This is a genomic window from Nonomuraea sp. NPDC003804 (assembly GCF_040610675.1).
In the GTDB taxonomy this organism is placed as follows: domain Bacteria; phylum Actinomycetota; class Actinomycetes; order Streptosporangiales; family Streptosporangiaceae; genus Nonomuraea.
On the sequence record NZ_JBEXMT010000009.1, the window covers coordinates 1 to 25035 of the forward strand.

At 71.1% G+C, this 25035-nt stretch carries 28 protein-coding genes; 14 read left to right on the forward strand and 14 right to left on the reverse strand.

Annotation, left to right across the window (positions count from 1 at the left end):
- Window positions 1–284: 284 nt before the first annotated feature.
- The 4 genes from ABZX22_RS14080 to ABZX22_RS14095 all read right to left on the reverse strand — a co-directional run bounded on the left by ABZX22_RS14080 (window position 285) and on the right by ABZX22_RS14095 (window position 3568).
- A complete protein-coding gene (locus tag ABZX22_RS14080) occupies window positions 285–635 on the reverse strand; it encodes a hypothetical protein (RefSeq protein ID WP_354908355.1) in 351 nt (116 codons plus the stop codon).
- A 136-nt stretch (window positions 636–771) separates the two neighbouring features.
- Window positions 772–1722 carry a VOC family protein gene (locus ABZX22_RS14085; protein ID WP_354908356.1) on the reverse strand — a complete coding sequence of 317 codons (951 nt, stop codon included), beginning with the start codon at window positions 1720–1722 and terminating at the stop codon, window positions 772–774.
- Window positions 1719–2432: a helix-turn-helix domain-containing protein gene (locus ABZX22_RS14090; protein WP_354908357.1), complete on the reverse strand. Its 714-nt coding sequence runs from the start codon at window positions 2430–2432 to the stop codon at window positions 1719–1721. The genes ABZX22_RS14085 and ABZX22_RS14090 overlap by 4 nt, the downstream gene beginning before the upstream one ends.
- 47 nt (window positions 2433–2479) lie before the next feature.
- Entirely contained in the window at window positions 2480–3568 is a 1089-nt protein-coding gene (locus ABZX22_RS14095) for a TetR/AcrR family transcriptional regulator (RefSeq protein WP_354908359.1), read from the reverse strand.
- Between the two features lie 372 nt (window positions 3569–3940).
- Here ABZX22_RS14095 and ABZX22_RS14100 point away from each other — a divergent pair, with 372 nt between their 5' ends.
- The 3 genes from ABZX22_RS14100 (at window position 3941) to ABZX22_RS14110 (ending at window position 7104) form a co-directional block, all read left to right on the forward strand.
- Window positions 3941–5323, forward strand: coding sequence for a cytochrome ubiquinol oxidase subunit I (locus ABZX22_RS14100; protein WP_354908360.1), 1383 nt, complete (start codon window positions 3941–3943; stop codon window positions 5321–5323).
- A gap of 8 nt (window positions 5324–5331) precedes the next feature.
- Window positions 5332–6303 carry a cytochrome d ubiquinol oxidase subunit II gene (cydB, locus tag ABZX22_RS14105; protein WP_354908362.1) on the forward strand — a complete coding sequence of 324 codons (972 nt, stop codon included), beginning with the start codon at window positions 5332–5334 and terminating at the stop codon, window positions 6301–6303.
- 261 nt (window positions 6304–6564) lie between these two features.
- Complete coding sequence (locus tag ABZX22_RS14110; protein ID WP_354908364.1) at window positions 6565–7104, forward strand: hypothetical protein; 540 nt, start codon at window positions 6565–6567, stop codon at window positions 7102–7104.
- Between the two features lie 207 nt (window positions 7105–7311).
- Here the strand turns inward: ABZX22_RS14110 and ABZX22_RS14115 are convergent, their stop codons facing one another.
- Together ABZX22_RS14115 and ABZX22_RS14120 are read right to left on the reverse strand one after the other, a co-directional pair.
- Window positions 7312–8349, reverse strand: a complete 1038-nt coding sequence (locus tag ABZX22_RS14115; protein ID WP_354908365.1) for a zinc-dependent alcohol dehydrogenase family protein — start codon at window positions 8347–8349, stop codon at window positions 7312–7314.
- A gap of 431 nt (window positions 8350–8780) precedes the next feature.
- Window positions 8781–9662, reverse strand: coding sequence for a helix-turn-helix transcriptional regulator (locus ABZX22_RS14120; protein WP_354908880.1), 882 nt, complete (start codon window positions 9660–9662; stop codon window positions 8781–8783).
- A 261-nt stretch (window positions 9663–9923) separates the two neighbouring features.
- On the opposite strand from ABZX22_RS14120, the gene ABZX22_RS14125 reads away from it, so the two are divergent.
- The 3 genes from ABZX22_RS14125 to ABZX22_RS14135 are packed head-to-tail and all read left to right on the forward strand — an operon-like array spanning window position 9924 to window position 11452.
- Complete coding sequence (locus tag ABZX22_RS14125; protein ID WP_354908367.1) at window positions 9924–10664, forward strand: TetR/AcrR family transcriptional regulator C-terminal domain-containing protein; 741 nt, start codon at window positions 9924–9926, stop codon at window positions 10662–10664.
- A 3-nt stretch (window positions 10665–10667) separates the two neighbouring features.
- Complete coding sequence (locus tag ABZX22_RS14130; protein WP_354908368.1) at window positions 10668–11273, forward strand: GNAT family N-acetyltransferase; 606 nt, start codon at window positions 10668–10670, stop codon at window positions 11271–11273.
- The gene (locus ABZX22_RS14135) at window positions 11270–11452 is read left to right on the forward strand and encodes a hypothetical protein (RefSeq protein ID WP_354908369.1); all 183 of its coding nucleotides are present in this window, start codon (window positions 11270–11272) and stop codon (window positions 11450–11452) included. Before ABZX22_RS14130 ends, ABZX22_RS14135 begins: the two co-directional genes overlap by 4 nt.
- A 231-nt stretch (window positions 11453–11683) precedes the next feature.
- On the opposite strand, the gene ABZX22_RS14140 is transcribed toward ABZX22_RS14135, so the two are convergent.
- The gene (locus tag ABZX22_RS14140) at window positions 11684–12337 is read right to left on the reverse strand and encodes a DUF4386 family protein (protein ID WP_354908370.1); all 654 of its coding nucleotides are present in this window, start codon (window positions 12335–12337) and stop codon (window positions 11684–11686) included.
- A 57-nt stretch (window positions 12338–12394) separates the two neighbouring features.
- Here ABZX22_RS14140 and ABZX22_RS14145 point away from each other — a divergent pair, with 57 nt between their 5' ends.
- On the forward strand, window positions 12395–13015 hold the full coding sequence (locus ABZX22_RS14145) for a TetR/AcrR family transcriptional regulator (RefSeq protein WP_354908372.1): 621 nt from the start codon (window positions 12395–12397) through the stop codon (window positions 13013–13015).
- Window positions 13016–13113: 98 nt separating this feature from the next.
- Here the strand turns inward: ABZX22_RS14145 and ABZX22_RS14150 are convergent, their stop codons facing one another.
- Window positions 13114–14331 carry an FAD-dependent monooxygenase gene (locus tag ABZX22_RS14150; RefSeq protein ID WP_354908373.1) on the reverse strand — a complete coding sequence of 406 codons (1218 nt, stop codon included), beginning with the start codon at window positions 14329–14331 and terminating at the stop codon, window positions 13114–13116.
- A 173-nt stretch (window positions 14332–14504) separates the two neighbouring features.
- Between ABZX22_RS14150 and ABZX22_RS14155 the strand changes: the two genes are divergently transcribed.
- Window positions 14505–15146: a TMEM175 family protein gene (locus ABZX22_RS14155; protein ID WP_354908374.1), complete on the forward strand. Its 642-nt coding sequence runs from the start codon at window positions 14505–14507 to the stop codon at window positions 15144–15146.
- Window positions 15147–15222: 76 nt separating this feature from the next.
- Window positions 15223–15708, forward strand: coding sequence for a hypothetical protein (locus ABZX22_RS14160; RefSeq protein WP_354908376.1), 486 nt, complete (start codon window positions 15223–15225; stop codon window positions 15706–15708).
- Between the two features lie 100 nt (window positions 15709–15808).
- Here the strand turns inward: ABZX22_RS14160 and ABZX22_RS14165 are convergent, their stop codons facing one another.
- Window positions 15809–16444, reverse strand: coding sequence for a transcriptional regulator (locus ABZX22_RS14165; protein ID WP_354908377.1), 636 nt, complete (start codon window positions 16442–16444; stop codon window positions 15809–15811).
- Entirely contained in the window at window positions 16441–16836 is a 396-nt protein-coding gene (locus ABZX22_RS14170) for a DNA-binding protein (RefSeq protein ID WP_354908378.1), read from the reverse strand. The genes ABZX22_RS14165 and ABZX22_RS14170 overlap by 4 nt, the downstream gene beginning before the upstream one ends.
- A 57-nt stretch (window positions 16837–16893) precedes the next feature.
- Between ABZX22_RS14170 and ABZX22_RS14175 the strand changes: the two genes are divergently transcribed.
- Complete coding sequence (locus ABZX22_RS14175; RefSeq protein ID WP_354908380.1) at window positions 16894–18090, forward strand: PEP/pyruvate-binding domain-containing protein; 1197 nt, start codon at window positions 16894–16896, stop codon at window positions 18088–18090.
- 34 nt (window positions 18091–18124) lie between these two features.
- Window positions 18125–18718: a histidine phosphatase family protein gene (locus tag ABZX22_RS14180; RefSeq protein WP_354908381.1), complete on the forward strand. Its 594-nt coding sequence runs from the start codon at window positions 18125–18127 to the stop codon at window positions 18716–18718.
- A gap of 73 nt (window positions 18719–18791) precedes the next feature.
- Here the strand turns inward: ABZX22_RS14180 and ABZX22_RS14185 are convergent, their stop codons facing one another.
- The 3 genes from ABZX22_RS14185 to ABZX22_RS14195 form a co-directional block, all read right to left on the reverse strand.
- The gene (locus ABZX22_RS14185) at window positions 18792–19121 is read right to left on the reverse strand and encodes an STAS domain-containing protein (RefSeq protein WP_354908382.1); all 330 of its coding nucleotides are present in this window, start codon (window positions 19119–19121) and stop codon (window positions 18792–18794) included.
- 152 nt (window positions 19122–19273) lie between these two features.
- On the reverse strand, window positions 19274–19414 hold the full coding sequence (locus ABZX22_RS14190) for a hypothetical protein (RefSeq protein WP_354908383.1): 141 nt from the start codon (window positions 19412–19414) through the stop codon (window positions 19274–19276).
- Between the two features lies 1 nt (window position 19415).
- Window positions 19416–19868 carry a MarR family transcriptional regulator gene (locus ABZX22_RS14195; protein WP_354908384.1) on the reverse strand — a complete coding sequence of 151 codons (453 nt, stop codon included), beginning with the start codon at window positions 19866–19868 and terminating at the stop codon, window positions 19416–19418.
- Between the two features lie 80 nt (window positions 19869–19948).
- Here ABZX22_RS14195 and ABZX22_RS14200 point away from each other — a divergent pair, with 80 nt between their 5' ends.
- The 3 genes from ABZX22_RS14200 to helR all read left to right on the forward strand — a co-directional run bounded on the left by ABZX22_RS14200 (window position 19949) and on the right by helR (window position 23978).
- Window positions 19949–20341, forward strand: coding sequence for a VOC family protein (locus ABZX22_RS14200; RefSeq protein ID WP_354908386.1), 393 nt, complete (start codon window positions 19949–19951; stop codon window positions 20339–20341).
- Window positions 20342–20553: 212 nt separating this feature from the next.
- Window positions 20554–21792 (forward strand): glycosyltransferase, encoded by a 1239-nt coding sequence (locus ABZX22_RS14205; RefSeq protein ID WP_354908387.1) that lies wholly within the window; start codon window positions 20554–20556, stop codon window positions 21790–21792.
- A 35-nt stretch (window positions 21793–21827) separates the two neighbouring features.
- Entirely contained in the window at window positions 21828–23978 is a 2151-nt protein-coding gene (helR, locus tag ABZX22_RS14210; protein WP_354908388.1) for an RNA polymerase recycling motor ATPase HelR, read from the forward strand.
- A 201-nt stretch (window positions 23979–24179) separates the two neighbouring features.
- Here helR and ABZX22_RS14215 read toward each other — a convergent pair whose 3' ends face one another.
- A complete protein-coding gene (locus tag ABZX22_RS14215) occupies window positions 24180–24992 on the reverse strand; it encodes a TetR/AcrR family transcriptional regulator (RefSeq protein WP_354908391.1) in 813 nt (270 codons plus the stop codon).
- Window positions 24993–25035: the final 43 nt, after the last annotated feature.

A 25035-nucleotide genomic window follows, 5' to 3' on the forward strand; every position in this document is an offset into this window, starting at 1 on the left:
GGTGGAGCCGATGATCGCTTGGTTCGCCGCAGGAGGGCAGTGCACGAATACCCGGACCGTGTCGCTCTGGCGTGGCCGATAGGGCAGCACCTGGAGGGTCGTGCGGTTCTGTCTGCCCGGTGATGGAACGCAGGCAATGATGGACGGCCGGGAAGGTCAGGCGAAGACACCTGGAAATTCGTCCTGACCAGGCTGTTCGCCTTATTATGTCGGCTGCGTACCGAGGGGGAGCGCGCCACGCCGACACGCACCGCCGCTGGCCACGCCTCGGTGACGAGCAGCACCTACAGGAGCTGCTGCACGGAGTGGCGACGAAGACGACCCGTGGGAGCGGCGTCCTCTGCGGCCTGCTGGATCTCGGGCGCCCGGCCGGCGCTCTCCAACGCCGTGGTCGTGACGGGGCAACCGTCCAGCCAGCCGGACTCGCGCAGCCCGTTGGCCAGGTCGCGGGTGCAGGCGACGATCGCCGCGGCCGGATCGTCCTCCTTGTCGAACGCCGCGCGCAGGAATTCCGCGAACTCTCTGTCCCCGTGGCGGACAGCCTCGTGCTGCGTCCGCCACGGGTCCAGCTCCGGGCAGTCGTAGGTACGGTAGTCGATCTGGATTCCGTAGGCGTTGATCTTCTGCCAGTTCACAGGCAGGAGTTCCAGATAGTCCTCACCTGAGAGAAGTCGCAGTCGGGGTCCTCACACAGGCCCGCTTCAGCATCCGCGCCCTGCCGCTGTTTTCTGCGCTCAGCCTCCTCGAAGCCCGACCCGGGTGAGTGGAAGGTCAGCTCGCCTGGCGGAAGACGACGGCGACGCCGAGCGCGGCGGCGGCGGGGACGAAGATCTCGCCCCTGGCCGTCCTGCCGAGCGGCACTCCCCTGCCGCGCAGCAGCCGCTCGGTCGCGCCGAGATCGCGGGTGGCCACCGTGTACGCCGCGAACCCCGGCAGGGCGGCAGGCCGCTCCCCCGGCAGCAGCTCTCCCAGAGCCGACGCGCCGACCAGCGTGATGTCGGCGTCGCGCAGGCCGAACACCCTGGTCCCGCCATCGCCGCGCGCGGGCAGCCCGAGGTAACGCGCGTACCGTTCCTCGGCCTGCGGCAGCTCGGCGTCGGCCACGCACAGCACGCACTCGACCAGGCCCACCGCGCCGTTCGGGTGCGGTCCGTGGTCCGACCCGCCGTTCTCGGCCAGCCCCACCCTGCCCTCGGCCACCAGCCCCGGCGTGGCGCCGTCGAGCTCCAGGAAGCGCACCGGCTCCATCCTGGTGCCGTGCTCGGTCTCGACCGGGCGCTGTACGGCATGCACGCCGCCGTGCTCCACGCCCTGCTCCTCCAGCCGCACAGCCTCACGCCCGACGTCGTCGGTGTCGAACATGAGGATGTGCACGCCCTCGAACCGGTCGAGGCAGGCGGTGAGGTTCGCGGTGGTGTTGCGGATCGCCGCCACGATCCCGGGCAGCCGGTCGTCGGGAACGCGCAGCGGGATCGGCCGGGCGTCGTCCGGCATCGCGCCCGTGGCCGCGCTGCCCGCAAGCGTCACCAGCTCGACGAAGTCGCCGGGGAAGTAGGCGTGGGTGTTGGCCACGCCGAACGGCTCGGCGGGCGCGCCGGGCGCCGGGGGCAGGACGGGGTAGGCCGCCGGCGGGAGGCTGAAGCCGAGCGTGCCGTACCGCTCGACCGCCTGCCGCATGTCCCTGACGATGTGGCCGACGTGGTGCAGGCCCAGCACGGTCATGCGTCGCCTCCGTACACCGCTTGCTCGAAGTCGCGGCCGAGCCGCTCGAAGATCTCGATCACCTTGCCCGCGGCCGGCGCGCAGTCGGCTCCGGTGGGCGTCCGCTCCGGGCCGAACGTCCTGTGCAGGGTGACGGCCAGCTGGTCGGCCTTGTCCTGCAGCCCGAGCGTGAGCTGCGGCGGCAGCAGCGGCTCGATGGCGAAGAATCCGTAGGCGATCGTGGGCAGCGCGTAGTCCAGGTCCTCCTGGCGCACGCCCTCGCGCAGCAGCCCGTGCTCGGCCAGCACGCCCAGGTAGTCGCGCGAGGCCAGCAGTTTGGCACCCTCCAGCGGCCCGCGCGCGGGGCTGTCGAGGAAGGCGCCCATGGTGTCGGCGTCCCTGGTGAAGATGGCCCGCAGCACCGGCCGCTCCATCGCCGTCACGAAGAACCTGCGCATGTACCGGTGCAGCGCGACCTCGGCGGCGTCGGCGCGCATCGCGGCCACCACTTCGGTGATCATCGCCACCGCCTCGCGCGCCCCGACGGCCAGGAACACCTGCTCGCGGGAGCGCCAGTGCAGGTAGACCGTGCCCTTGCCGACTCCGGCGCGTTTGGCGATCTCGTCGATCGTCACCCGGCGGTATCCCCAGCGCAGGAGCAGGTCCTTGGCGGCGTCGAGGATGCGGTCGGCGCGCGCCCGCCGTTCGGCGGCGCCCGGTGGTGCGGCCATGAATCCTCCTTGATGACCAGTGACTCATGACCACATTAGCAAACTGGTCACGACAGTGTGGTCCGCGACGGGACCGTGGAGGCGACGGCATGGCAGGCGCCCCGGCCCTCCGCGCGCGCGACCACGCGTCCCGCCTCCACGCGGACGGCCACCTCGGTCCCGTCATCGGCCCCCTGCACGCCCGCCGCCGCGGCCGGCGCGCCTGACTCGTCGCAGACGACGCCCAGCGGCGGCTGGGCCGCGGCGGGAAACGCCTGGCGCAGGCAGCCGGTCACCTCGGCCACGGCCAGCCTCGCCAGGGGCAGGAGCTCCGCCGGATCACCGGTGACCACCACGGCGGTGATCCGCGTTCCCGGCGGCGCCGCCCGCACCGCCTCCTCAGCGGCCTCGAGCCGGTGCAGGCCGAGCACCGCCACCACGCCGTCGTCGGCCAGCGGTACGGGCCGGCCCGTCACGGCGTCGAACGCAGGCGGAGGCGCCCACGGCCCGCCGGCCGGTCGCGCCTCGGGAGCCCAGGCCAGGTGCGGTGGCGGCCATCGGTCGTCGAGGTCGAGGCCGGCCAGCCGCTCGCAGGCGGTGACGACGTTGAAGGGCTCCACGAAGCCGGGCGCGGCGGCGGCCAGCTGGCTCGCGCCGTGGAGGGTGGTCAGGACGGCCTCGGCCGCGCGCACCCGGCGCCCGCCCTCCCCCAGGTCCAGCCGTTCGAGCGCGAGCCCGAGCAGGATCGCGTCGAGCCGCATCAGCTGCGCGAACGCGGTCCTGGTCCGCTCGTCGGCGAGCACCTCCGGCAGCACGTCCATGCCGAGCCTGGCCTGGCCGCGGGGGTCGTCGGTGGCCAGGGGCAGCCGGGCGAGCCAGGCGCGCGCGAAGGCGCGCAGCGCCTCGCCTGCCGTACGGCCGGGCTCCTGGTGCGGCGGGTCCGGTGGCCGCTCGGCCAGCTCGGCCATGACCGCGAAGTAGAGCGCGCGCTTGCCGGAAAAGTTGGAGTAGACCGCGCCGCGGGTCAGCTCGGCCCGCTCGGCGATGCCGTCGACCTTGGCGTCGCGGAAGCCGCGCTCGGCGAACTCCTCCCTGGCCGCGGCCAGCACCTTGGCGCGGTTGCGTTCCTGTGTCTCTGCCCTGCTGAGCCGGCCCATCGTCCTCCTCGTCGGCGGTTGCCGTCCTGGGAGATCCACGATAGCGTCGCCATCTGGATGACATCATCATCTGAATGTTCCCAACATCTCAAAGCGGACGCGGTGATCCCGAGATCGACCTCACCGACCCCGACCTGCTGCGCGACCCCGCAGCCCCGCTACGGGCGCGCGAGGTGGCGCCTGGCCGCGCTGCCGGTGACCGTCTGACCCGCGACGGCCCGTGGCGGCCGGGAGACGGCAGAGGGTGGCCGGCACACTCGCTCCGCCACCCCGCCCAGATGGCGCCTGATCAGGCGGAAAGGACCAAGGTCCCGGCGCGCAGGGTCGGCCGGCCCTACGCCCGCACCAGGCGCGACCTCGACGCTGTCAGGCATGGATGTCCTTGATCTGTCGCGATGGCAGTTCGGTATCACCACCGTCTACCACTTCCTGTTCGTCCCCCTGACCATCGGCCTGTCGATCCTCGTGGCCGGGTTGCAGACCGCCTGGCACCGCACCGGCAAGGAGAAGTACCTCAAGCTGACGAAGTTCTGGGGCAAGCTGTTCCTGATCAACTTCGCGATGGGGGTGGTCACCGGCATCGTGCAGGAGTTCCAGTTCGGGATGAACTGGAGTGACTACTCCCGCTTCGTCGGGGACGTGTTCGGCGCGCCGCTGGCCATGGAAGGGCTCATGGCCTTCTTCCTGGAATCGACCTTCCTCGGCCTGTGGATCTTCGGGTGGGACCGGCTGTCGCCACGGCTGCACCTGGCGACCATCTGGGTGGCCGCGATCGGCACGAACATCTCCGCCTACTTCATCCTGGCGGCCAACTCCTGGATGCAGCACCCGGTCGGCTACCGCATCAACAACGGCCGCGCCGAGCTGACCGATATCTGGGCGGTGCTGACCAACTCCACCACCCTGGTCACCTTCCCGCACGTCATCTTCGGCGCGTTCGTCACCGCCGGCGCCTTCGTCCTCGGCGTGAGCGCCTGGTTCCTGATGCGCGGGCGAGACGTCGACCTGTTCCGCACCTCCGCCAGGTTCGCCATGGTCGTCACCATGATCTCCTCGATCGGGGTGGCCTTCTCCGGCCACTGGCAGGCGCAGATCATGACCGAGCAGCAGCCGATGAAGATGGCGGCCGCCGAGGCGCTGTGGGAGGACGAGCGCGCCGCCGGCTTCTCGCTGTTCGCCGTGGGCGACGTGGAGAACGGCCGCAACCACATCAACATCCAGATCCCGTACGGCCTGAGCCTGCTGGCCACCGACACCCTCGACGGCGAGGTCGAGGGCATCAACGACATCCAGGCCCGCTACGAGCGGCAGTACGGCCCCGGCGACTACCGGCCGGTGGTGGGCGTCGCGTACTGGACCTTCCGGCTGATGATCGGTTTCGGCATGCTGGCGGCGCTGCTGGCGCTGGCCGGGTTGTGGCTGACGCGGCGCGGACGGCTGCCGGAGTCGCGCTGGTTCTACCGCGTCGCGCTCGTCGGGATCGCGCTGCCGTTCGCGGCCAACACGATGGGGTGGATCTTCACCGAGGTGGGCCGCCAGCCGTGGACGGTCTTCGGGATCATGCGCACCGCCGCCGCCGTCTCGCCCGGCGTGGACGTGGCCGAGGTGGCCATCACGCTGGTCGGCTTCACCCTGGCCTACGCGATCCTCGCGGTGATCGAGATCAGGCTGCTGCTCAAGTTCATCAGGATCGGCCCGCACGAGCAGCCCGCGCTCGAGTCCGACCCCGACGCCGTCCCCGCCCCGAGCTACTGAGGAACACCATGGAACTCACCACCGTCTGGTTCCTGCTCATCGCCGTGCTGTGGACCGGCTACTTCGTCTTGGAAGGCTTCGACTTCGGCGTCGGCATGCTCATGCCGGTGCTGGGACGGAGCGCGGCCGACCGCAGGACCATGGTCGCCACCATCGGACCGGTGTGGGACGGCAACGAGGTGTGGGTGCTGGTGGCCGGCGGCGCCACCTTCGCCGCCTTCCCCGAGTGGTACGCCACCCTGTTCAGCGGCTTCTACCTGCCGCTGTTCCTCATCCTGCTGGCGCTGATCGTGCGCGGCGTGGCGCTGGAGTACCGCAACAAGTCCACCTCGACCAAGGGCTGGGACCGCGCGTTCTTCTGGGGTTCCCTCGGCCCGGCCGTGCTGTGGGGCGTGGCGCTGGCCAACGTCGTGCGCGGCGTGCCGCTGGACGCCGACCACGAGTACACCGGCACCCTCCTCACGCTGCTCAACCCCTACGCCCTGCTCGGCGGTATCGCCACGGCGGCGCTGTTCGCCCTTCACGGGGCCACGTTCCTGGCCCTGCGGACGACCGGAGAGCTGCGGCAGCGGGCCACGCGGGTGACCCGGCTGCTCGGCCCGGTGGCCGCCGTCCTGGCGGGGCTGTTCCTGGTCCTCACCGTGGACAACCCGCTGACCTGGATCGCCGTGGTGGTCGCGGCGGGCGGCCTGGTGACCGCGGTCGGCGCGACCCTGCGCGGCCGGGACGGCTGGGCCTTCACCGGCACCGCGCTCGCCATCGTCGCCCTGGTGGTCACGCTGTTCGGCAACCTGTTCCCCGACGTGATGCCCGCGCTGGACCCGGCCAACAGCCTGACCGTGACCAATGCCGCCTCCAGCCCCTACACCCTGACGGTGATGACGTGGGTCGCGGCCGTCTTCACCCCTGTCGTGCTGGCCTACCAGGCCTGGACGTACTGGGTCTTCCGCCGGCGCCTGACCGGAGCCGTCACCTCCTGACGCGTCTGGAACAGCCGGCGCCGGTCCATCAGCGCCGCCGCGAGGGCCTGGCCGCCTGGCCCGGCTGACGTCTGGGCCGCCCCCACCCGGGGCGGCCCTGCGCGTTGCCGGGGCCTGGCGTTCCGGCTGGAGAGGAGCGGGGTGCGGCGGAAGTCCCGGACCGAACGGGCCGAAGGTCCTTCCGCAGCGAGTCCTTCCGGCACTGCCCCGCGGAGCGCGCAGGCGGTGTGCTGGAAGCACCCCAAAACAAGGAGTGCAGCGATGACCGCCATCCACGCACAGCGCATCACCGCCCCCGCCCCCGCGACGCCGAAGAAGCGCCCGGTGGACTACGTGTGGGCCGTCGCGCGCATCGCGCTCGGCTGGGTGTTCCTGTGGGCGTTCCTGGACAAGACCTTCGGTTTCGGGTTCGCCACCCCCGCCGCCAAGGCCTGGATCAACGGCGGCAGCCCCACCACCGGCTTCCTGAAGGGCACGGGCGAGAACGCGCTCGGCGGGCTCTTCGCCGGCCTCGCCGGACAGGCCTGGGTCGACTGGCACTTCATGGCCGGCCTGCTCGGCATCGGCCTGGCGCTCGTCCTGGGGATCGGCACCCGTGTCGCGGCGGCCGCCGGCGGCCTGATGCTGATGCTGATGTGGGCCGCGCAACTGCCGCTGGCCACCAACCCCTTCATGGACGACCACATCGTCTACACCATCGTGCTGATCGGCCTGGCCATGGCCGGCGCCGGCAACACCCTCGGCCTCGGCACGTGGTGGGGCGGCCTGGACATCGTCCGCCGCAACCCCTACCTGAAGTAGCGACCGCCGCGCCGTCGGGCCCGCCCCTGGAACCGGGGGCGGGCCCGCGCTGTCTGCTCCCCCGCCCGCAGATCGACCACCCGGTGGCCGTGGTGGCAGACCGCTGACGTTCTCGGATCCCCTCGAATCCCCTCGAATCCCACGGCCGCCGTGCCGTGGACCAGGCAGGTCATGCTGCCCGGCGTGGCGGCCATCGTGCTCCTTCGGTCAGGGCTGGATGAGGACCTTCAGCGCGGTGCGGTCGTTCATCGCGCGGTAGCCGTCGGGCACCTGCTCCAGGCCGATGGTCCGGTCGAACACCCGGCCAGGCTCGACCGCGCCGCTCAGCACGTCGGGCAGCAGGTTCTCGATGTAGGCGCGCACCGGGGCGGGGCCGCCGGTCAGCGTGATGTTGGAGCCGAACAGGCTGCCGAACCCGATCGGCGCGTCCTCGTACTGCGGCACGCCGACGCGGCTGATGACACCGCCGGGACGGACGATGCCGAATGCCGTCTCGTAGGCGTTCATGTAGCCGACCGCCTCCAGGACCGCGTGGACGCCCTGGCCGCCGGTCAGCTCGCGCACCTTCTCGACGCCTTCGGCGCCGCGCTCGGGCACGACGTCAGTGGCGCCGAAGTCGAGGCCGAGCTTGGTGCGCTCGCCGTGGCGGCCCATCAGGATGATCCGCTCGGCGCCGAGCCGCCGGGCCGACAGCACCGCCATCAGCCCGACCGCGCCGTCCCCGATGACCGCCACCGTGGTGCGCGGGGTGACGTGGGCCCGCTTGGCGGCGTGGTAGCCGGTGCCGTACACATCCGCCAGCGTCAGCAGCGACGGCAGCAGCTCGCTGTCCTCGCCGACGGGCAGCTTGACCAGGGTGCCCTGCGCCTGCGGGACGCGGATCGCCTCGGCCTGGCCGCCGCCGACGCCGCCGGAAGCCCAGAAGCCGCCGTTGGGGCAGGAGGTGTGCAGGCCCTCGCGGCAGAAGGCGCACCTGTTGTCGGAGTAGGCGAACGGCGCCACCACCAGATCACCACGCCTGAGCCCGGACACTTCGGCGCCGAGATCCTCGACCACGCCGAGGAACTCGTGCCCCATCGGGGTGCCCTGCTCGGCGGCCGGCAGGTTGTGGTACGGGTGCAGGTCGCTGCCGCAGACGCATGAGCGCACGATGCGCACGAGGGCGTCGGTGGGCTGCTGGATCGCCGGATCGGGCGCGGTCTCCACGCGCACGTCACCGGCGCCGTACAGGAAGGTAGCTCGCATCGGGGTTTCCGTCTCTTGTCTTCGTCGTCGGGCCTGCCCGGGGCCGATCGTCCGGCCGTCCCAGGCCAGGTCCGTTACAGGTGAATCCGTGCCGCCGCAGAGATCGGGCGGCGGAAGTCGCGGGTGTCGTCCGCCTGCACGGGCGGCGCCACCCTCAGACCGGGCTGCGCACCGGGACGCATCGGCACCGATCGGACCGGCAGCCAGGGAAACTCGTGGCCGATCCGGCCGATGTGCGGCCGGCGCGGCTTCGGGCTTCCCTGGTCAGCTCCATCAAACAGGCCCGCTATGACATGCGGCAGGGCCTGCTGTTACAGGTAATGGCAGAACCCCCCAGCCAGGGGTGACGGGCCCACTGCGCGGTGCGGGGATGGTTTCGCGCAGCGGATCGCGCGCTCGGGGAGGTGGAGTCAGAATGCCGGGAGCGTGGGTCAGCTCTGGTCCGGGGCCGTCGGCTGTGCCTCGGCGAGGTCCTGGGTGGCCGCCCAGCTGGCGAGCATCTTCAGGCCGTCGGCGGCGGGGCTGCCCGGGGCGGCGGTGTAGACGTTGAGGGTCAGGCCGGGCTCGGACGGCAGCTCCATCGATTCGAAGTTCAGGTCGAGCTGCCCGACCACCGGGTGGCGCAGCCGCTTCTGGCCGCTGCGGTGGAACTGCACGTCGTGGGAGGCCCAGCGCTGCCGGAAGACCTCGCTCCGCGTCGACAGCTCACCGACGAGCTCGATCAGCGCCCGGTCGTACGGGTTGCGGCCCACCTCCAGCCGGAGCATGGCGGCGGCGTCGTTGGCGATCCGGTCCCAGTCGACGAAGAACTCCCGCGCGGCCGGATCGAGGTAGACGAACCGGGTGGTGTTCGCCGGGCGGCGCGGGTCGGCCAGGACGGGGGCGTAGAGGGCGCGGGCCAGGCGGTTCGTGGCGACGATGTCGTGGCGGCCGTTGCGCACCCAGGCCGGGGCGTCGGTGATGGCATCCAGCACCTGCTGGATCACCGGCCGCACCGTGGCCGGGGGCGTACGGCGGCGGCGAGAGCCTGGGCCGGCGGTCCGGGCGAGAGAGAACAGGTGCTCACGCTCGGCCTCGTCCAGCTGCAGGGCGCGGGCCAGAGCGTCCAGCACGCTGTCGGAGGCGCCGGAGAGGTTCCCGCGCTCCATGCGGACGTAGTAGTCGATGGAGACGCCGGCGAGCATCGCGACCTCCTCCCGCCGCAGCCCCTGGACGCGACGGTTGCCGCCGTAGGCGGGCAGCCCCGCCTGCTCCGGAGTGATGCGCGCCCGGCGTGAGCTGAGAAACTCGCGGACCTCGGCGCGGTGGTCGATCTGGCCCATAACCCCAGGGTAGGCAGGGTGACGACGGTGAAGGAGGTCAGGCCAGTACCCCGAACGAGCGGCACTCCCAGGGACACCGCCTCCTCCTTGCCCAGGCGAGCCGGCAGGTCGGCGACGTGGGCGCGTGCCGCGGTCTCGCCGGTGTCGTGGCGGGCAGGCGCGTGCAGGACCTGCTGTTCGATCGGGGACAGGAAGGACACCCTTCTCCGTACGCGATACAATGTATCTCGTACGGTATTGGAGAGGTGAGTGATGGAAGCAGAGCGGGAGTTGCCCACGGTGGTCGCGCGGATGTGGGGGCGGGAACCGGCGTCGCGCCGCGGTCCCCGCCCCGGCCTGACGCTCGGCCGGATCGCCGACGCCGCGATCGTGATCGCGGACGCGGAAGGTCTGGCCGGCGTGCGGATGAGCAGCGTGGCCGCCCGGCTGGGCGTGTCCACGATGGCGCTGTACGGCTACGTCGAAAGCAAGGACGACCTGCTCGCCGCGATGGTGGACACGGCGGCCCCGGACCCGCCCGAGCCGGGCGACCTCTCCTGGCGCGCGTACCTGGCCGCGTGGACCCGCGCCCACCGCGACTTCCTGGCGAGCCACCCGTGGTTGCTGGAGGTCGCGCCGCTCACCCCGCCCGTCGGCCCGCGCGCCCTGCGCTGGCTGGACCGGTCGCTGACGATGCTGACCGGTGCCGGGCTGGCGGCGGCGGAGGCCGTCAACATCACCACCACCCTGTCGGCCTACGCCGTCAGCGCCGCCACGCTCGCCGTCGCCATGAGCGGGACGGTCGACGAGGCGGGACCCGAAGGCCCGGCCGGCTACGCCGCGATGCTCTCCCAGCTGGTCGACGCCGACGGGTATCCGGGGCTGGCGGCGGCGCTGGAGTCCGGCGCGTTCGGCGCCGCGCCTGAGTGGGTCGAGGACGCCGACTTCGTCTTCGGACTCACCCTGCTCCTCGACGGCGTCGAGGCGCTCATCACCCGACGGAAGGAAGGCTGAACCATGATCGAGGTCAAGCGGGCCGCGGACCTGGGTGAGAGTTACCGCAAGGCGATCACGAGGATCTTCGTTGACGGCTTCGGTCCAGATCTGTCGTATTTCTCCAAGGATCCGGAGAAGCTCACCGACGCCCTGGCGCACATGCTGGTGCTCGACCTGTTCTACGTCGGGCTGGTCGACGGGGAGCCGGCGGGCATCGTCGCGTGCACCGACGGGCGGCAGCGGGCGGTCCGGCACGACCGGCGCGAGCTGCGCAGGCATTTAGGTTGGTTGAAGGGGACGATCGCCGACATCTCGTTCAAGCGGGAATTCGAGAAGGCCCTGCCGTACGCCAGGGAGGGGATGGCCTCGCTGGAGTTCGTCGCGACCGGCCTGAACTTCCGCGGCCAGGGCGTGGCGACGGCCGTCATCCGCCACCTGCTCACCCTGCCGCAGTACGACGAGTACGTGCTCGACCCCGTCGCCGACAACAACCGCCCGGCCCTGCGCCTGTACGAGAAGTTGGGCTTCGCCGAGTTCAGGCGGGTCAGGACGCATCACGCGATGATCACCGGGATCGGGGCCTACGTGGGCATGCGTCTGGCCACGAGGCCGTCGCTGCCGGGGTGACGACGGCGGCGGCGCGCAACGCCTCCCTCATCGCCGAGGAGATCGAACGCGCGGTCGTCGAGCACCGCCGGGCCGGAGAGACATCCTCGGCCCGGATCGAGGCCGAGGTGCCGTTCTCGGCCCGGACCGTGGCCGAGGAAAGCGCGCGGGTCACGAGCGATCGGAGACATGGACGGTGAAGGACGCCGACCGCCCGGCGCCGGCCGGTACTGCGCCAGTCGGCCGCCGAGGTCGCCCCCGGAGGGCTCCTGCTGATCGTCGACCACACCGCCCACGTCACCATCGGACCACGGGGCGGTAGCGCGCGGCACGCAGGCGGGGAGCAGGAAACCCGGGTCCCCGCGGCGACGGAGATCGTCGTGATCGATCCGCCCTGGAGAGGCCCAGGCTCCTCCACGGGAAGGTTCCGATCAGGTCAGGGAGGGGACACCGGCGGTCAGGCCGGTGGTCCGCGCCGGAAGGAAGGCAAGGCACAGCGCCCATCCGCTCCAGGCGACATAGCCCGCGAAGTTGGCCAGGTCGGCGCCGGGAAGACCGAGCGGTACGAACACCCCCGCCGCGATGGCCAGGGCCGAGCCCATGCCCAGGACACCGAACCAGCGCGGCGACCCCGGCAGCGCGACCAGCAGGAGGACGGTCCACGCTGCCGTGAACAGGTAGCCGAGAGTCTCGCCGATCCCGGTGCCGAGGTAGCCGTGGAGCGCGGAGAAAACGGTCTCCGCCACCTCTGGCTGCCCCGCGTGGGCCAGCCCTGGTACGGCGAACGGCCAGCGGAGCAGGCCGAGTACCTGGACCAGCCCGGCCAGCACGCCCGCGTGCACCGACAGGGTGGCGGCCGCGCTGGGCGGCAGCCTCCTGCCGAGCAGGACCGCCGCGGGGATGAGCGCGCCCGCCCCCAGCGCCAGCAGCAGGAACCAGGCGGAGATCGTCGCCTGGTCGGCGGCGAACCTGGCGAGGATCTCCGCCGGCGGTTCGGCCAGGACGTCCGGATAGCCGAACGCGACTCCCAGACCGACGAAGGCGGTGTTGGCCGCGAGCACACCCGCGGTGAGGAACCATCTCATGGCGCCACTCCTAACTCTGAACGATGTTCAGCATTAAACACCGTTTAGAGTTAGCTTGTGAAGAGAGGACCGCAACGTTCGGCGAACCCCGAGGCTCTGCTGGACGCCGCCCTGGAGTTGATCGACGCCGGCCGGCTGACGATGCGGGCGCTGGCCGCCCAGGTGAACCTGACGCCCGGCGCGCTCTACACCTACTTCCCCGACCGTGCGGCGATCGTGACGGCGCTGACCGACCGGCTGCTCGGCGCCGCCGACCTCGGCCTGCTGGAGGACACGACCAGGACGCGGGACGAGCGAATCGTCACGTTCGCGCTGAATCTGCGCGAGGTGCTGATGCGCCATCCCAGGGCGGTGCCCTCGATCCTCGGCGCCGCGTTCACCGGCCCCGTCGCGCTGCGGGTCGGCGAAAGCCTGCTCGGGGCGCTGCCGGATCCGCGCGCCGCCTACACCGTCATGGTCTACGTGCTGGGCGCGATCGCGCTGGAAGCCGCCGAGATCGAGGAAGCGGGCCCCGACGCCGTCGCACCGGAGGCCCAGCGGATCGCCGCCCGCAGGTCCGCCTTCGTCGTCGATCCCGAGGCCTTCCCGCGTACACACGCGGCGGCGGACGTCATCGCCGCGTACGTCTCCACCGAACAGTTCCGCTGGGGCCTCGAGCGGGTTCTGTCCGCGCTCTAGGCATCCCCGCCCTGGGGGTGGCCAGGCCGTGAAGGACGCACGATCCAGCCGGGCCTTCAGGCGGCGAACCGCCAGGGGCGCCGGCGCCCGGCGCCTGCTCAGTTCGTCGGCGGGCCCTCGTCGTCATGGCCGCGCATCCGGGCCGCCGCCCGGCTCACCCCCAGGATGAGCCGTTCCACCGCCTTGTCGATCCGGTAGTACAGCCGTGGCGGGACGTGCGGGAGCAGCCGGGAGTGGCGCTGGCTGAGCAGTGTGAACATGTGCGCGGGCGGAAGGCCGACATAGCGCGGAAGGTTCTCGTACCACTGGGCGCTGTAGCGGGCCGATCTCTGGGTGGGCCGGATCGCGGACTTGCGTGCCCGCTCGTAGCGGGCGAGGGCGGTCTCGAGATCCGGCTTCTCGTGCAGCGCGGCGGTCAGGATCGCGGCGTCCCCGAGCGCGAGGGCGGTGCCCGCGCCGATGGAGAAGTGCGTGGTGTGCGCGGCGTCGCCCACCAGCACGAGGTTGCCGCGGGACCACGTCCGGTTGGTCAGGGTGCGGAAGTTCAGCCAGCGCGCGCTGCCGCCGGAGTGCGCCCGGCCGATCAGCGGGTGGCCGTCCAGGACGTCGGCGAAGAGCTTCTCCAGCATGGTCAGGCAGTCGGCCTCGCTCGCCTCGTCGAACCCGAGCCCCTTCCACGTCTCGGGTGAGCACTCGATGACGCAGGTGCTGTTGGTCTTGCCGTAGCCGTAGCCGTAGCACCAGATCCAGCCGTACGCGGTCTCGGTGAAGGCGAAGGTGAAAGGGCCGAACACCCTGGTCGTGCCGAGCCAGATGTACATGTTCCGCCCGACGGCGACCTCGGTGCCGAAGTGGTCGCTGTGGCGTTCGCGCAGCACGCTGTTGATGCCGTCGCCGGCCACGACGAGGTCGGCGCCGGCCAGTTCGGCCTCGTCGGTGATCTCGCGCTCGAACTCGATGTGCACGCCGAGGGAACGGGCCCGGTCGGAGAGGATGCCCATCAGCTCACGCCTGCCGATGCCGAAGCCCTCGTCCCAGTGATCCACCGTCACGGGCTCGCTGTCGCCGACGTGGGCGACCCAGCTGTCCCAGCGGACCGAGTTGGCGATGATGGCCTCCGCGGACTCGGCGTCGGCCCGGTGGAGGTCGTAGAGCAGGTCGTCCCAGTAGGTCACGCCCCAGCCGTCCGTCGCCCCGGCCGGGTTCCGCTCGTAGACGGTGATGTCATGGGACGGGTCCACCCGCTTCATCAGGATCGAGAAGTACAGGCTGGCGGGCCCGCCGCCGACGCAGGCGACCTTCACACGAACTCCCATTGTAGCGCAAAGTAAATGATCTGTTGCATTGAGTAACAATGCTATGCGCCTGGACGGTTTTCTGTCTCTGAGCCGCCGGTCAGAAGATGACCAAGGATCGAGACGGCGCGCCGCTGCGATGTCCGGCCGCGTGACACGCTGACCGTCCAGTCCTTCTGACATGGAGATCCGCCGTGGCCGCCCAAACTCCGGACGTGCCGTCCGGGCTCGGCAGGGAACGGGTGGCCGCCTTCACCGACGCGATCCTCGCGATCGCGATCACGCTGCTCGTCCTGGAGATACCGCGCCCTGGAGCGAGCGACCTCCCCGACCTGGCAGGGTTCCTCGCCGAGCAGGTCAGCTCGTTCTTCGCCTTCGTGGTCACCTTCCTCGTCCTGTGGCAGGTGTGGCGGGCCCATCACCGGCTCTTCGACCAGATCGAGCGCCTGTCCGGTCCGCTGGTGGCGGCGCACGTCCCGCTGCTGATCTTCGCCGTGCTCCTGCCGTACGGCACGACGGTCTTCGGGCTGGCGGACGAAGCCACCGGGCAGGACGCGGGGACCGCCCTCGCGGTCGGGCTGCTCGCCGGCAACGTGACCGCCGTGCTGGTGAGCCAGGCCCTGCTGGTCAGCCTCGTGCTCCGCCAGGGGTTGCGCCGCCCCGGCACCGACCTGGCCCGCCTGCGCTCGGACGCCTGGGTGGGGTGGACGATCGGTCTCTACTGGGCCGCGACCACCGTCGCCTGCGTCTGGATCGCCGGCGTCGTCCCCTACCTGTGGCTCGCCTCCCCGGTGGTCGGCCACGTCGCCCACACCCTCACCGGACGCCGCCGCTGACCGGCACGTGCGGCGTCACGTCCGCGGACCGGGTTCGTCCGGCCCCCGCCCGCCTTCCGGCGGCAGGCCGTCGCGCATGCCAGGAGCGAACGCGATCATGGGGACGGTCGGCGAGTTCCTGTCGTGGTGCTGCCTGCAGGGCTGGGTGCCGGCCAAGGGCGGCCCGGGCGAGTCCGTCAAGACCGTCGACATCGACGACCGGGTGGAGATATGCGTGCGCAAGCCCAGCCGCATCCGCGTGGCCTACACCTTCTGCGACCGCCGGAAACCCCGGCACGCCTGGTACTACATCCCCTTCGACAGGGCCATTCCGAGCATCGGCGGCCAGGCCGAGGGCGGTTCCTTCCGCTTCACCACGGATTACGCCACGACTTACCGCGCCCGCCGCAAAGGTGGCCAGGCGAAGGACGCCGCCTTGGACTACACGCCCGAGGACCTGGAAGACGAGGAGCCGGAGGACGAGGAGGAGACGACCACGGACGACCCCTTCGGCACGACCACCACCAGGCGCCCCCGCACCACCGTCCGCATAGGCAAGAGGACCGACCGCCGCTGCCGTTGACCGGCCGATTCCGGCTCGTCCGGGTCGCGGGCCGTACCTACCGATGACGGGTGGGGGTTCCTGCGCCTCACCACGACCTTCGGCCGGCCCCCGATGCGCGTCACGGTTCCGTGTGGCGGTCGATGCCGAGGGTGGCGATCAGGTCTTCGTGGAGCTCGAACCAGACCCGGTGGCAGGAGTCCACGTCGGTGCGATCGACCCAGGCGACCTCCCCAGCCCGAGCGCGCGCCAGGGCGGAGGCGAACCGCGCGTCGTAGCCACGGAACCGGGCGAGAACCCTCCCGAGCCGATCAGAGAGCGGCAAGAGCCCACGCCCGACCACCGCGAGGTCGTCCAGAACTCTGGCGTCCCAGGAGGGGTCGGAGTGGTCGTTGCCGGCGAGCCGGTCACCGTCGGTGGGCCGGATCTGCCAGTCGGTGCAGGCTCGCTGCAGCAACGCGTTGAGCGGCAGGAACTCGCGGTAGACGTCACGGACCTCGCCACCGCCCCCGGCGGCGGCGAGGTCGGCCGCGAGCAGGCGCTCGTTCTCGGTGCGCCCTCGCTCGGTCAGCGACCAGCCCCCGGTGCCGGCGAACGCGGAGTGCTGGACCCAGCCGCGCGCCTCCGCGTCGTACAGCGTCTCCTTCGTCTCGGCCGCATCGAGCCCGTACCGCCGGGCGATCACCGGCGTGTCGGCGAACCCGGTGATGCGTACGGCATGCAGCACCAGCAGGTCAGGGGCGGAATCGTGCGTCATGTGTCGGCGTCCTGTCGTGCCGTGAGGCGGTTGTAGTGCTGCTGGCAGGCCTGCGGGGAGTTGAACCCCATGGCCTGCGCCATCTGCGCCCAGGTCAGTCCCGCGCTGCGGGCGATGAACAGCAGGGCGGATTCGAGCCCGTCGACCTCGGCCCGCGCGGCGGGAAGAAGGGCGAGCGCGCTCAGGGTGTCCTCCGGGCTCAGCTCGGCCTGTCGCCAGACGGCGAACTGGACGAGGTCGATCGCCGAAGGCGGGACGGGCGGCGGCCGCCACGGGCGAGGGTCGAGCGCGTCCGCGCCCCGGTCGAGCAGGCGCTCACGCGCCTCCTTCTCACGGTCCGCCTGGGCGCTGTCGGCTTGAGCCGTGTGGGCGATGTCCTGCTTGCGCGGCATGGACCCATCGTGCACAATCAACAAAACGTTGTCAATAAAACATTGAAAGGCGGGCGAGTGATCATAGCCTTGGCGGAGGCCGTCTCCGACACCTGCGGCGGCAAGGCCGGGGCGCTCGGCGCCCTGCTCCGCGCGGGACTACCGGTCCCCGACGGCTTCGTCGTCCCGTTCGCCACCTACCTCACCGCCGCCCGCGATCTGGACCTCGGCGGGCCGTACGACCTGGACGCGGTACGGCAGGCGCTCAAGGCCCACCCGCTCGACACCGCCGAGCTCAGGCACGCGCTCGCCGGGCTCGGCGATCCACCCGTCGCGGTGCGATCCTCGGCCGCGAACGAGGACACCGGCCAGTCCTCGGCGGCCGGCCAGCACGAGAGCTTCCTGGCCGTGCGCGGAGCCGTCGAGGTCGCCGATGCCGTACGCGCCTGCTGGGCCTCGCTCTTCACCTCCCGAGCCGTCGGCTACCGGGGCCATCATGATCTCGCGATGGCCGTCATCGTCCAGCGCCATCTGGACGCCGAGGTCTCCGGAGTCATGTTCACGCCCTCAAGCCCCGACGGCCCGACCGAGATCGAGGCGTCCTGGGGCCTCGGCCCCAGCGTCGTCGAGGGCAAGGTCACCCCGGACTCCTACCGCGTCACCGGCGACGGGACGATCCACCGCACCATCGCCGACAAACACACCCGCCTCGACCGGCACGGCGACCGGCTCGTGCTCGGCGACGTACCGGCCTCCGCGCGTCAACACCCCACGATCGACGACGCGACCGCCACCCGGCTCGCCGAACTGGGCGAGGAGATCGCCGCACTCCAGGGCGGACCGCAGGACATCGAATGGGCCATCGCCGACGGCCGCCTCTGGGTACTCCAAGCCCGCCCGATCACCGCCGCCCTTCCCCAACGAACCGAGCCTTCCCGGCAGTCCGGCACTCCGGTCGGCACGCTCATCGGAACCCCGGGCAGTCAAGGGACGGCGACCGGCACCGCCAGGATCGTCCGCGGCCCCGGAGACTTCTCCCGCGTGCGCCCCGGCGACATCCTCATCTGCCCCTTCACCGACCCCGCCTGGACACCGCTGCTGCGCATAGCCGCCGGCGTCGTCACCGAAACCGGCGGCATGCTCTCCCACGCCGCCATCGTGGCCCGCGAACACGGCATCCCCGCCGTCCTCGGAACCCCGGCCGCGACGACCAAGCTCCGCGACGGCACCACCATCACCATCAACGGCTCCACCGGCACCATCACCTACCCCTGATCGCCGACCGAACGGAAAGGAGACGGTCCGCCCGATGCCGACTCGCCACCTCTACCTGACCCGCCACGGCGCGTCCGACCCCTTCGGGAACCTCACCGACACCGGCCGCCGGCAATCGGCCCTACTCGGCGAGCGCCTGGCCCACCTACCGATCGACACCGTATGGCACTCCCCACTCCCCCGCGTCACCGCGAGCGCCCACGAACTCGCCCGCCACCTCCCGACCGCGTCAGTCGCCGAGGCCCCCGAACTCATCGACCACGTGCCCTATGTCCCCCGCCCCGCCGAGACGCCCCCGTCGTGGACCGGCTTCTTCGACGGCTACGACGCCACCGAAGCGGCCCACGGCCACCGCCTCGCCGACGCACTCGTCGCCCGCTTCACACAGCTCCCCGACACCGACACCCACGAGGTCCTGATCACCCACGCCTACCCGATCGCGTGGCTCGTACGGCACGCGCTGGAGGCTCCGCCGTACCGCTGGCTCGGTCTGAACAGCGCCAACACCGCCCTCACGATCATCGAATACCGCCCCGGCCTGCCCCCCACCCTGGTGATGTTCAACGACCTGAGCCACCTCCCACCCGACCTACGCTGGACCGGCTTCCCCACCAGCACCAGACCGTGACACCCAGTACGGCGAGCCGGACCACCGCTTCGGCGAGCAGGCCGGCGTACTCATCCTCCTCGGAGGCCGACGTTCAGGCCGGCGCCTCCAGCAGGCGGTCGAGTCCCAGCGGGACGAGCACCCGATGCACCCGTGGAGGCACGTGGGTCAGGCAGAGAGAGCCGCCCGCGTCCATGAGACGCCACCGGAACGGCACGAGCACGCGTAGTCCGGAGCAGTCCATGAAGGTCACCTGGCTCATGTCGATCTCGATGACAGGCGCCGTTCCACGCCTCACCAGGTCGACCTCAGCCTCCACCAGTTCGGTCCGCAGGCAGCCCGCGGTCGCCATGTCGATCTCCCCGCACGGAGAGATGACCACGCGGTCGCCCTGATCAGCGGACGTCACTTTCAGCCGTTCCATCACGAACCTCCATCAACCCGCCTAACGGGGTGCCCGAAATGTCACGTGTGTGGTGGAAGCTGACCACATCTGGCTGCGCCGCGTCCCCTCCACAAGGCAAATCCCCGGCAACAACCTCTCCAACCGGCCGAACCCGCACAGGAAAGTCCCGCTCAGGCCGGCTGTGGCACTCGGCCGTCTCCGGGCGGAGCAGGCAGGAAGGCGAGGTAGGCGTCCAGGGCGGCGGCACCGGCGAGCATGGCGCGGCTGCTGGCCGAGCGGCGGGCGCTCCAGTCGCGCAGGGTGGCGAGCATCCTATTCCTCCAGGGCCGCCGCTATGCGGTCGAGGTCGGTGAGGAGCACTGCCATCCGTTGGGGCGGGATCGCTTCGACCATGCGCTGCTCGATGGCGTAGACGGCGGTCTGGACCGCCTCCAGGCGTGCGTGGCCCTCTTCGGTGAGGTGGGCGGGCCGGGCGCGGCCGTGGTCGGCGATGGCGGGCCGGGTGATCAGTCCCGCCTCCTGCAGACCCCGCAGGACGACGTTTCCGGACTGCCGGGTGACGAAGGTCGCACGGGCGAGGTCGGCGTTGGACATGCCGGGGTGCAGGGCCAGGAGCTCGAGGGTGGCGTACTGCGGCACGGTCAGCCCGTGCTCGCGCAGGGCCTTGTCCATGGCGCCACGCAAGGCGGCCTGGGCACGCTTGAGCAGGTATCCCACGTGTCCGGTGACGTCCTTCGCCGGCGCGGTCGGCAAGCTCTCCTTCATGTCAGTATTTTGACATAGGAATCCCGCGGTTCTAGCCTGGGCTATGTCAAAGTTCTGACATACAGGATCGAGGAAGACCCATGTCCATCACCGTCAACGGCCCCGACTTCGTCGCCCTGCAAGTTCGCGACGTGGCCGCGGCAGCCGCCTTCTGTGAGCAGCACCTGGGCCTGCGCCGGGCCGCCGTCTCGCCGCCCCACGCGGTCGTCTTCGACACCGAGCCGACCCCGTTCGCCGTCCGCGAGCTCCTCCCGGGCGTCGACCTCGACGACACCGCGCGGCCCGGGCTCGGCGTCGCGCTCTGGTTCCAGACCTCGGACGCCCACAAGCTGCGCGACCAGCTCACCGCCGCCGGGATCAAGATCCTCACCCCGATGGCGGACAGCCCCTTCGGCCCGATGTTCTCCTTCGAGGGCCCTGAGGGCTACACGCTCACCGCGCATGGAGACAGCGGTCACGGTCAGATTCGGTGACCTTCGCGTCCTCTTGAACCCACGAAACGCGGCGTGCCGCCGCTTCGTGAGGAGGTGATCCGTCCACAACAAAAAGGGAAAGGGGGCTACCCGCTCCTTTCCACTCTCAACGTATAGCGCACCGGGGGACTTGCGGCAAGACCCTGGGTATGCCGCAGAATCGTCGGCCGAAGGCAGAAGCTGCGGAAACGGGGGACGCGAGAGTGCGCGTGGTGTTGTCGACGTATGGGTCGCGCGGGGATGTCGAACCGCTGGCGGGACTCGCGGTGCGGTTGCGGGAACTCGGTGCGGAGGTGCGGGTGTGCGCGCCGCCGGACGAGGAGTTCGCGCAGCGGCTGGCCGGTGTCGGCGTGCCGTTGGTGCCGGTCGGCCGGTCGGCTCGCGCGCTGATGACCGCGGCGCCGCCGCCGTCGTCCCTGCCCGACCGTGCGGCTGAGTTGATCGCCGGCCAGTTCGACGCGGTCACCGCGGCGGCCGAGGGATGTGACGTGCTGGTGGCCACCGGCATGATCCCGGCCGCGGCCGGCGCGCTGTCGGTGGCCGAGAAACTGGGCATCCGCTCCGTTTCCGTGACCTTCCAGCAGCTCACCCTGCCGTCGCCGCGCCACCGGCCGCTGGCGTATCCGGGCCGGCCGTTCCCGCCGGGGGTGACCGACAACCGGGCGCTGTGGGAGCTGGACGCCCAGAGCATCAACGCGTTGTTCGGGGCGGCGCTCAACACGAACCGGGCGTCGAACGGCCTGCCGCCGGTGGACAACGTCCGCGACTACGTCATCGGCGACCAGCCGTGGCTGGCGACGGACCCGATCCTGGACCCGTGGCAGGAGACGCCGGATTTCGACGTCGTCCAGACCGGCGCGTGGATCGTGCCCGACGTCCGCCCCCTCCCGGCCGAGCTGGGGGCGTTCCTGGACGCTGGCACACCACCGGTGTACGTGGGCTTCGGCAGCATGCCCATGCGCGCCTCGACGGACGTCGCCCAGGCGGCCATCGAGGCGGTCCGCGCGCAGGGCCGTCGCGCGGTCGTGGCCCGCGGCTGGGCCGACCTGGCCCTGATCGACGACCGGGACGACTGCTTCGTCGTGGGCGATGTCAACCAGCAGGCCCTGTTCGGCCGGGTGGTCGCCGTCGTGCACCATGGCGGCGCGGGCACCACGACGACGGCCACCCGGGCCGGCGCGCCTCAGGTGGTCGTGCCCCAGGCGGCGGACCAGCCGTACTGGGCGGGCCGGGTGGCCGAGCTCGGCATCGGGGTGGCACACGACGGTCCGGCTCCGACCTTCGACTCCCTGTCAGCCGCCCTCAGGACGGCCCTGGCCCACGAGACCCGCGCCCGAGCCACCGCCGTGGCCGGCGCGATCCGCACCGACGGGGCGACGGTGGCCGCGAAGCTCCTGCTCGACGTGGTCAGCGGAGAAAAGGCCACCCGTGTCCGCGTGAACCACGCGTGATCGCCGAGCCAGGACCCCAGATCGGAGCTGATGACGTGAACCCCTTGACCACCAGCGCGTTCGACCTTCCCGACCACCTTGCCCCCAAGGCCGACCCGGCGCTGATCGCCGACGACGAAAAGCACTTCGCGGCCATCGCGGAGAGCCTCGAGCAGTCGATCGCCGAGCTGTCCGACCGCCTCGCCGCCGCGCGCAAGGCGCCCGGCGGCAAAGGGCGGCAGGCGATGGACCGGGACCTTGAGGTCCACCGGCTGAGCGCTCGCCTGCGCGCCTTGCGCCGCTTCGGTCTGGACCTGTGCCTCGGACGCGTGGTCAGCGCGGACAACCCCGAGCCCGTGTACATCGGACGGCTTGGCCTCACGGACAGCGAGGGTCGCCGGCTGCTGCTCGACTGGCGCTCCCCCGCGGCTGAGCCGTTCTTCGGAGCCACCCACGGCAACCCGATGGGACTGGCAAGCCGGCGCAGGTATCGCTGGACCCGTGGCCGGATCAGCGACTACTGGGACGAGGTGTTCACCGCGGACGGGTTCGAAGGGCACGCCGCGCTCGACGACCAGTCCGCCTTCATCGCCAGCCTGGGCAGCAGCCGGTCGTCACGCATGCGGGACGTGCTCGGCACCATCCAGGCCGACCAGGACGCCATCATCCGCGCGGGATCGCGTGGCGCTCTCGTCGTCGACGGCGGTCCGGGTACGGGCAAGACCGTCGTCGCTCTACACCGCTCCGCCTACCTGCTCTACTCCGACCCGCGCCTCGGTCACCGCCGGGGCGGCGTGCTGTTCGTCGGTCCGCACCAGCCGTACCTGGCCTACGTCGCCGACGTCCTGCCCAGCCTCGGTGAGGAGGGCGTGCAGACCTGCACCCTGCGAGACCTGGTCGCCGAGGGAGCCGCGGCAGCGATCGAGACCGACCCGGACGTGGCCCGCCTGAAGTCGTCCGCGGACCTGGTGAAGGCGATCGAACTCGCCGTCAGGTTCTACGAGAACCCGCCCGCCAAGGGCATGACGGTCACGACCCACTGGTCCGACATCTGGCTGAGCGCCGACGACTGGGCCGAGGCGTTCGAAGCGGCAGAACCCGGCACTCCGCACAACGAGGCGCGCGACCAGATCTGGGAGGAACTGCTCACGATCCTGGCGGACAAGCACGACGACGACGAAGTCCCGGCTGACCTGCTCCGCAAGTCGCTGCTGCGGAACAGGGAGCTGCTCACCACCTTCAACCGCGCGTGGCCGCTGCTCGAAGCGGCCGACCTCGTCGGAGACCTGTGGTCGGTGCCCGCCTACCTGCGGATGTGCGCTCCCTGGCTCAGCCCCGACGAGGTTCGGAAGCTTCAGCGCGAGAACGCCCAGGCCTGGACGGTGTCCGACCTGCCGTTCCTGGACGCGGCACGGCAGCGGCTCGGCGACCCGGAGGCGTCGCGGCGTAAGCGTCGGCACGACGCCTCTGTCGCCGCGCAGCGCGAGCGCATGGCGCAGGTCGTCGACAACCTGCTCGAGGCCGACGACGACGGTGAAGGGGTGGTGACGATGCTCCTCGGACGCGACATGCAGGACGCCCTGGTCGACGAGAGCGCATCGCCCGGCATCGAGCCGGACCGGCTCGCCGGACCGTTCGCGCACATCGTCGTGGACGAGGCTCAGGAACTGACCGACGCGGAGTGGCAGATGTTGCTGCTCCGCTGCCCGTCCCGGAGCTTCACCATCGTCGGCGACCGCGCCCAGGCCAGGCACGGGTTCACCGAGTCGTGGCAGGAACGGCTCGAGCGGATCGGGCTCGACCGGATCGACCTGGCCTCGCTGAGCGTCAACTACCGTACGCCGGAAGAGGTCATGGCGGAGGCCGAGCCGGTCATCCGGGCCGTGCTCCCTGACGCCAACGTGCCGACCTCCATCCGTAGCAGCGGCGTCCCGGTCGTCCACGGATCCGCTTCGGATCTGGGCTCCATTCTCGACACCTGGCTCGCCGGGAATGCCGACGGCATCGCCTGCGTCATCGGCGATCCCACGTTCCGGTCGACGCCACGCGTCCGGTCGCTGACTCCGGAGCTGTCGAAGGGGCTCGAGTTCGACCTGGTCGTCCTCATCGACCCGGACAGGTTCGGCGAGGGCATCGAAGCAGCGGTCGACCGCTATGTCGCGATGACGCGAGCGACCCAGCGACTCGTCATCCTCACCAGCTCCTGACCCCGGCCGCCGAACGCGACCGCACGTGGCGCATCATCGCGCTCCCTGGAGACGGCCGCGCGTGTCTCATGGACGATCACCCATGAAAGACGACCACCCATGAAACACGCGCGGCGGCCATGTGCGGTCCAGCGGCGCGAACCGGTCGCCAAGACCCGCCTGTGCGTCTGTTTCGCTCTTGATGCCCTCTCGGAGGGGCGACTACGAGCCTGCCCCTGGCCCATCCTGTTCTTCCCGCCCCTCTCGGTGCGCCGGCATCGGAGACTCGGCCGTTGACGGGAGGGCCGCGGCGATGCAGTCGAGGACGCGCTGGAGCCCGTACCGGAACTGGTCGTCGCGGCTCAGGTGCGGCTGGCGCGCCTCCATCACGATCTTGGTGAAGATCGGGTACTCCCCGCTCTTCACCAGCCGGTCGACGTACGGGTAGCTCCGCGCCATCCACTCCGACTCGCTGAGCCCGCTGCGGCGGATTTCCTCGGCCGAGCTGATCTCCTCGCGGACGGTGCCCTCGATGTAGCCGTGCAGCATGGCCATGAGGCCGAGGTTCTCGTCGATGGAGACGAAGGCGTCGAGCACTCCCATCAGCGCTTCGATCAAGAGCAGCTGGTTGGGGCCGAAGCTGGGGAGTGACCGCTGCACGGTGGCGATCCACGGGTGCCTCAGCCACATGGCCCGCAGCCCGTCGGCGTAGCGGGTCAGGTCGGCGCGCCAGTCGCCCGAGGGCATGCCCGTGACGTCGATCTCGCCCATCAGCCGGTCGGCCATGAGCTCGACCAGGTTGTCGCGGCTCGGGACGTACCGGTAGAGGGACATCGTGCCGGCGCCGACCTCGGCGGCGATCCGCCGCATGGTGGCGGCCTCCAACCCCTCGGCGTCGGCGATCCGGACGGCCGCCTCGGTGATCTGCGCGCGGCTGTAGACCGGCTTCGGCCCACGGGCGGGGCGCTCGGGCCGCATCCAGATGTTCACGTACTCGGCGTCGGCCACCGTCTCCCCCTCCCCGGTTGCGTACATGGTACCCAGTAACCTAACCTGACCCGCAACCGCGTACAACGTA

Coding starts and splice junctions, on each gene's coding strand:
- ABZX22_RS14195 (WP_354908384.1), bottom strand. CDS start 19,868: ATGAAGGAGAGCTTGCCGACCGCGCCGGCGAAGGACGTCACCGGACAC.
- cydB (WP_354908362.1), top strand. CDS start 5,332: ATGGAACTCACCACCGTCTGGTTCCTGCTCATCGCCGTGCTGTGGACC.
- ABZX22_RS14200 (WP_354908386.1), top strand. CDS start 19,949: ATGTCCATCACCGTCAACGGCCCCGACTTCGTCGCCCTGCAAGTTCGC.
- ABZX22_RS14180 (WP_354908381.1), top strand. CDS start 18,125: ATGCCGACTCGCCACCTCTACCTGACCCGCCACGGCGCGTCCGACCCC.
- ABZX22_RS14095 (WP_354908359.1), bottom strand. CDS start 3,568: ATGGGCCGGCTCAGCAGGGCAGAGACACAGGAACGCAACCGCGCCAAG.
- ABZX22_RS14160 (WP_354908376.1), top strand. CDS start 15,223: ATGCCAGGAGCGAACGCGATCATGGGGACGGTCGGCGAGTTCCTGTCG.
- ABZX22_RS14215 (WP_354908391.1), bottom strand. CDS start 24,992: ATGTACGCAACCGGGGAGGGGGAGACGGTGGCCGACGCCGAGTACGTG.
- ABZX22_RS14100 (WP_354908360.1), top strand. CDS start 3,941: ATGGATGTCCTTGATCTGTCGCGATGGCAGTTCGGTATCACCACCGTC.
- ABZX22_RS14165 (WP_354908377.1), bottom strand. CDS start 16,444: ATGACGCACGATTCCGCCCCTGACCTGCTGGTGCTGCATGCCGTACGC.
- ABZX22_RS14170 (WP_354908378.1), bottom strand. CDS start 16,836: ATGCCGCGCAAGCAGGACATCGCCCACACGGCTCAAGCCGACAGCGCC.
- ABZX22_RS14150 (WP_354908373.1), bottom strand. CDS start 14,331: ATGGGAGTTCGTGTGAAGGTCGCCTGCGTCGGCGGCGGGCCCGCCAGC.
- ABZX22_RS14085 (WP_354908356.1), bottom strand. CDS start 1,722: ATGACCGTGCTGGGCCTGCACCACGTCGGCCACATCGTCAGGGACATG.
- ABZX22_RS14140 (WP_354908370.1), bottom strand. CDS start 12,337: ATGAGATGGTTCCTCACCGCGGGTGTGCTCGCGGCCAACACCGCCTTC.
- ABZX22_RS14110 (WP_354908364.1), top strand. CDS start 6,565: ATGACCGCCATCCACGCACAGCGCATCACCGCCCCCGCCCCCGCGACG.
- ABZX22_RS14115 (WP_354908365.1), bottom strand. CDS start 8,349: ATGCGAGCTACCTTCCTGTACGGCGCCGGTGACGTGCGCGTGGAGACC.
- ABZX22_RS14185 (WP_354908382.1), bottom strand. CDS start 19,121: ATGGAACGGCTGAAAGTGACGTCCGCTGATCAGGGCGACCGCGTGGTC.
- ABZX22_RS14190 (WP_354908383.1), bottom strand. CDS start 19,414: ATGCTCGCCACCCTGCGCGACTGGAGCGCCCGCCGCTCGGCCAGCAGC.
- ABZX22_RS14125 (WP_354908367.1), top strand. CDS start 9,924: ATGGAAGCAGAGCGGGAGTTGCCCACGGTGGTCGCGCGGATGTGGGGG.
- ABZX22_RS14130 (WP_354908368.1), top strand. CDS start 10,668: ATGATCGAGGTCAAGCGGGCCGCGGACCTGGGTGAGAGTTACCGCAAG.
- ABZX22_RS14090 (WP_354908357.1), bottom strand. CDS start 2,432: ATGGCCGCACCACCGGGCGCCGCCGAACGGCGGGCGCGCGCCGACCGC.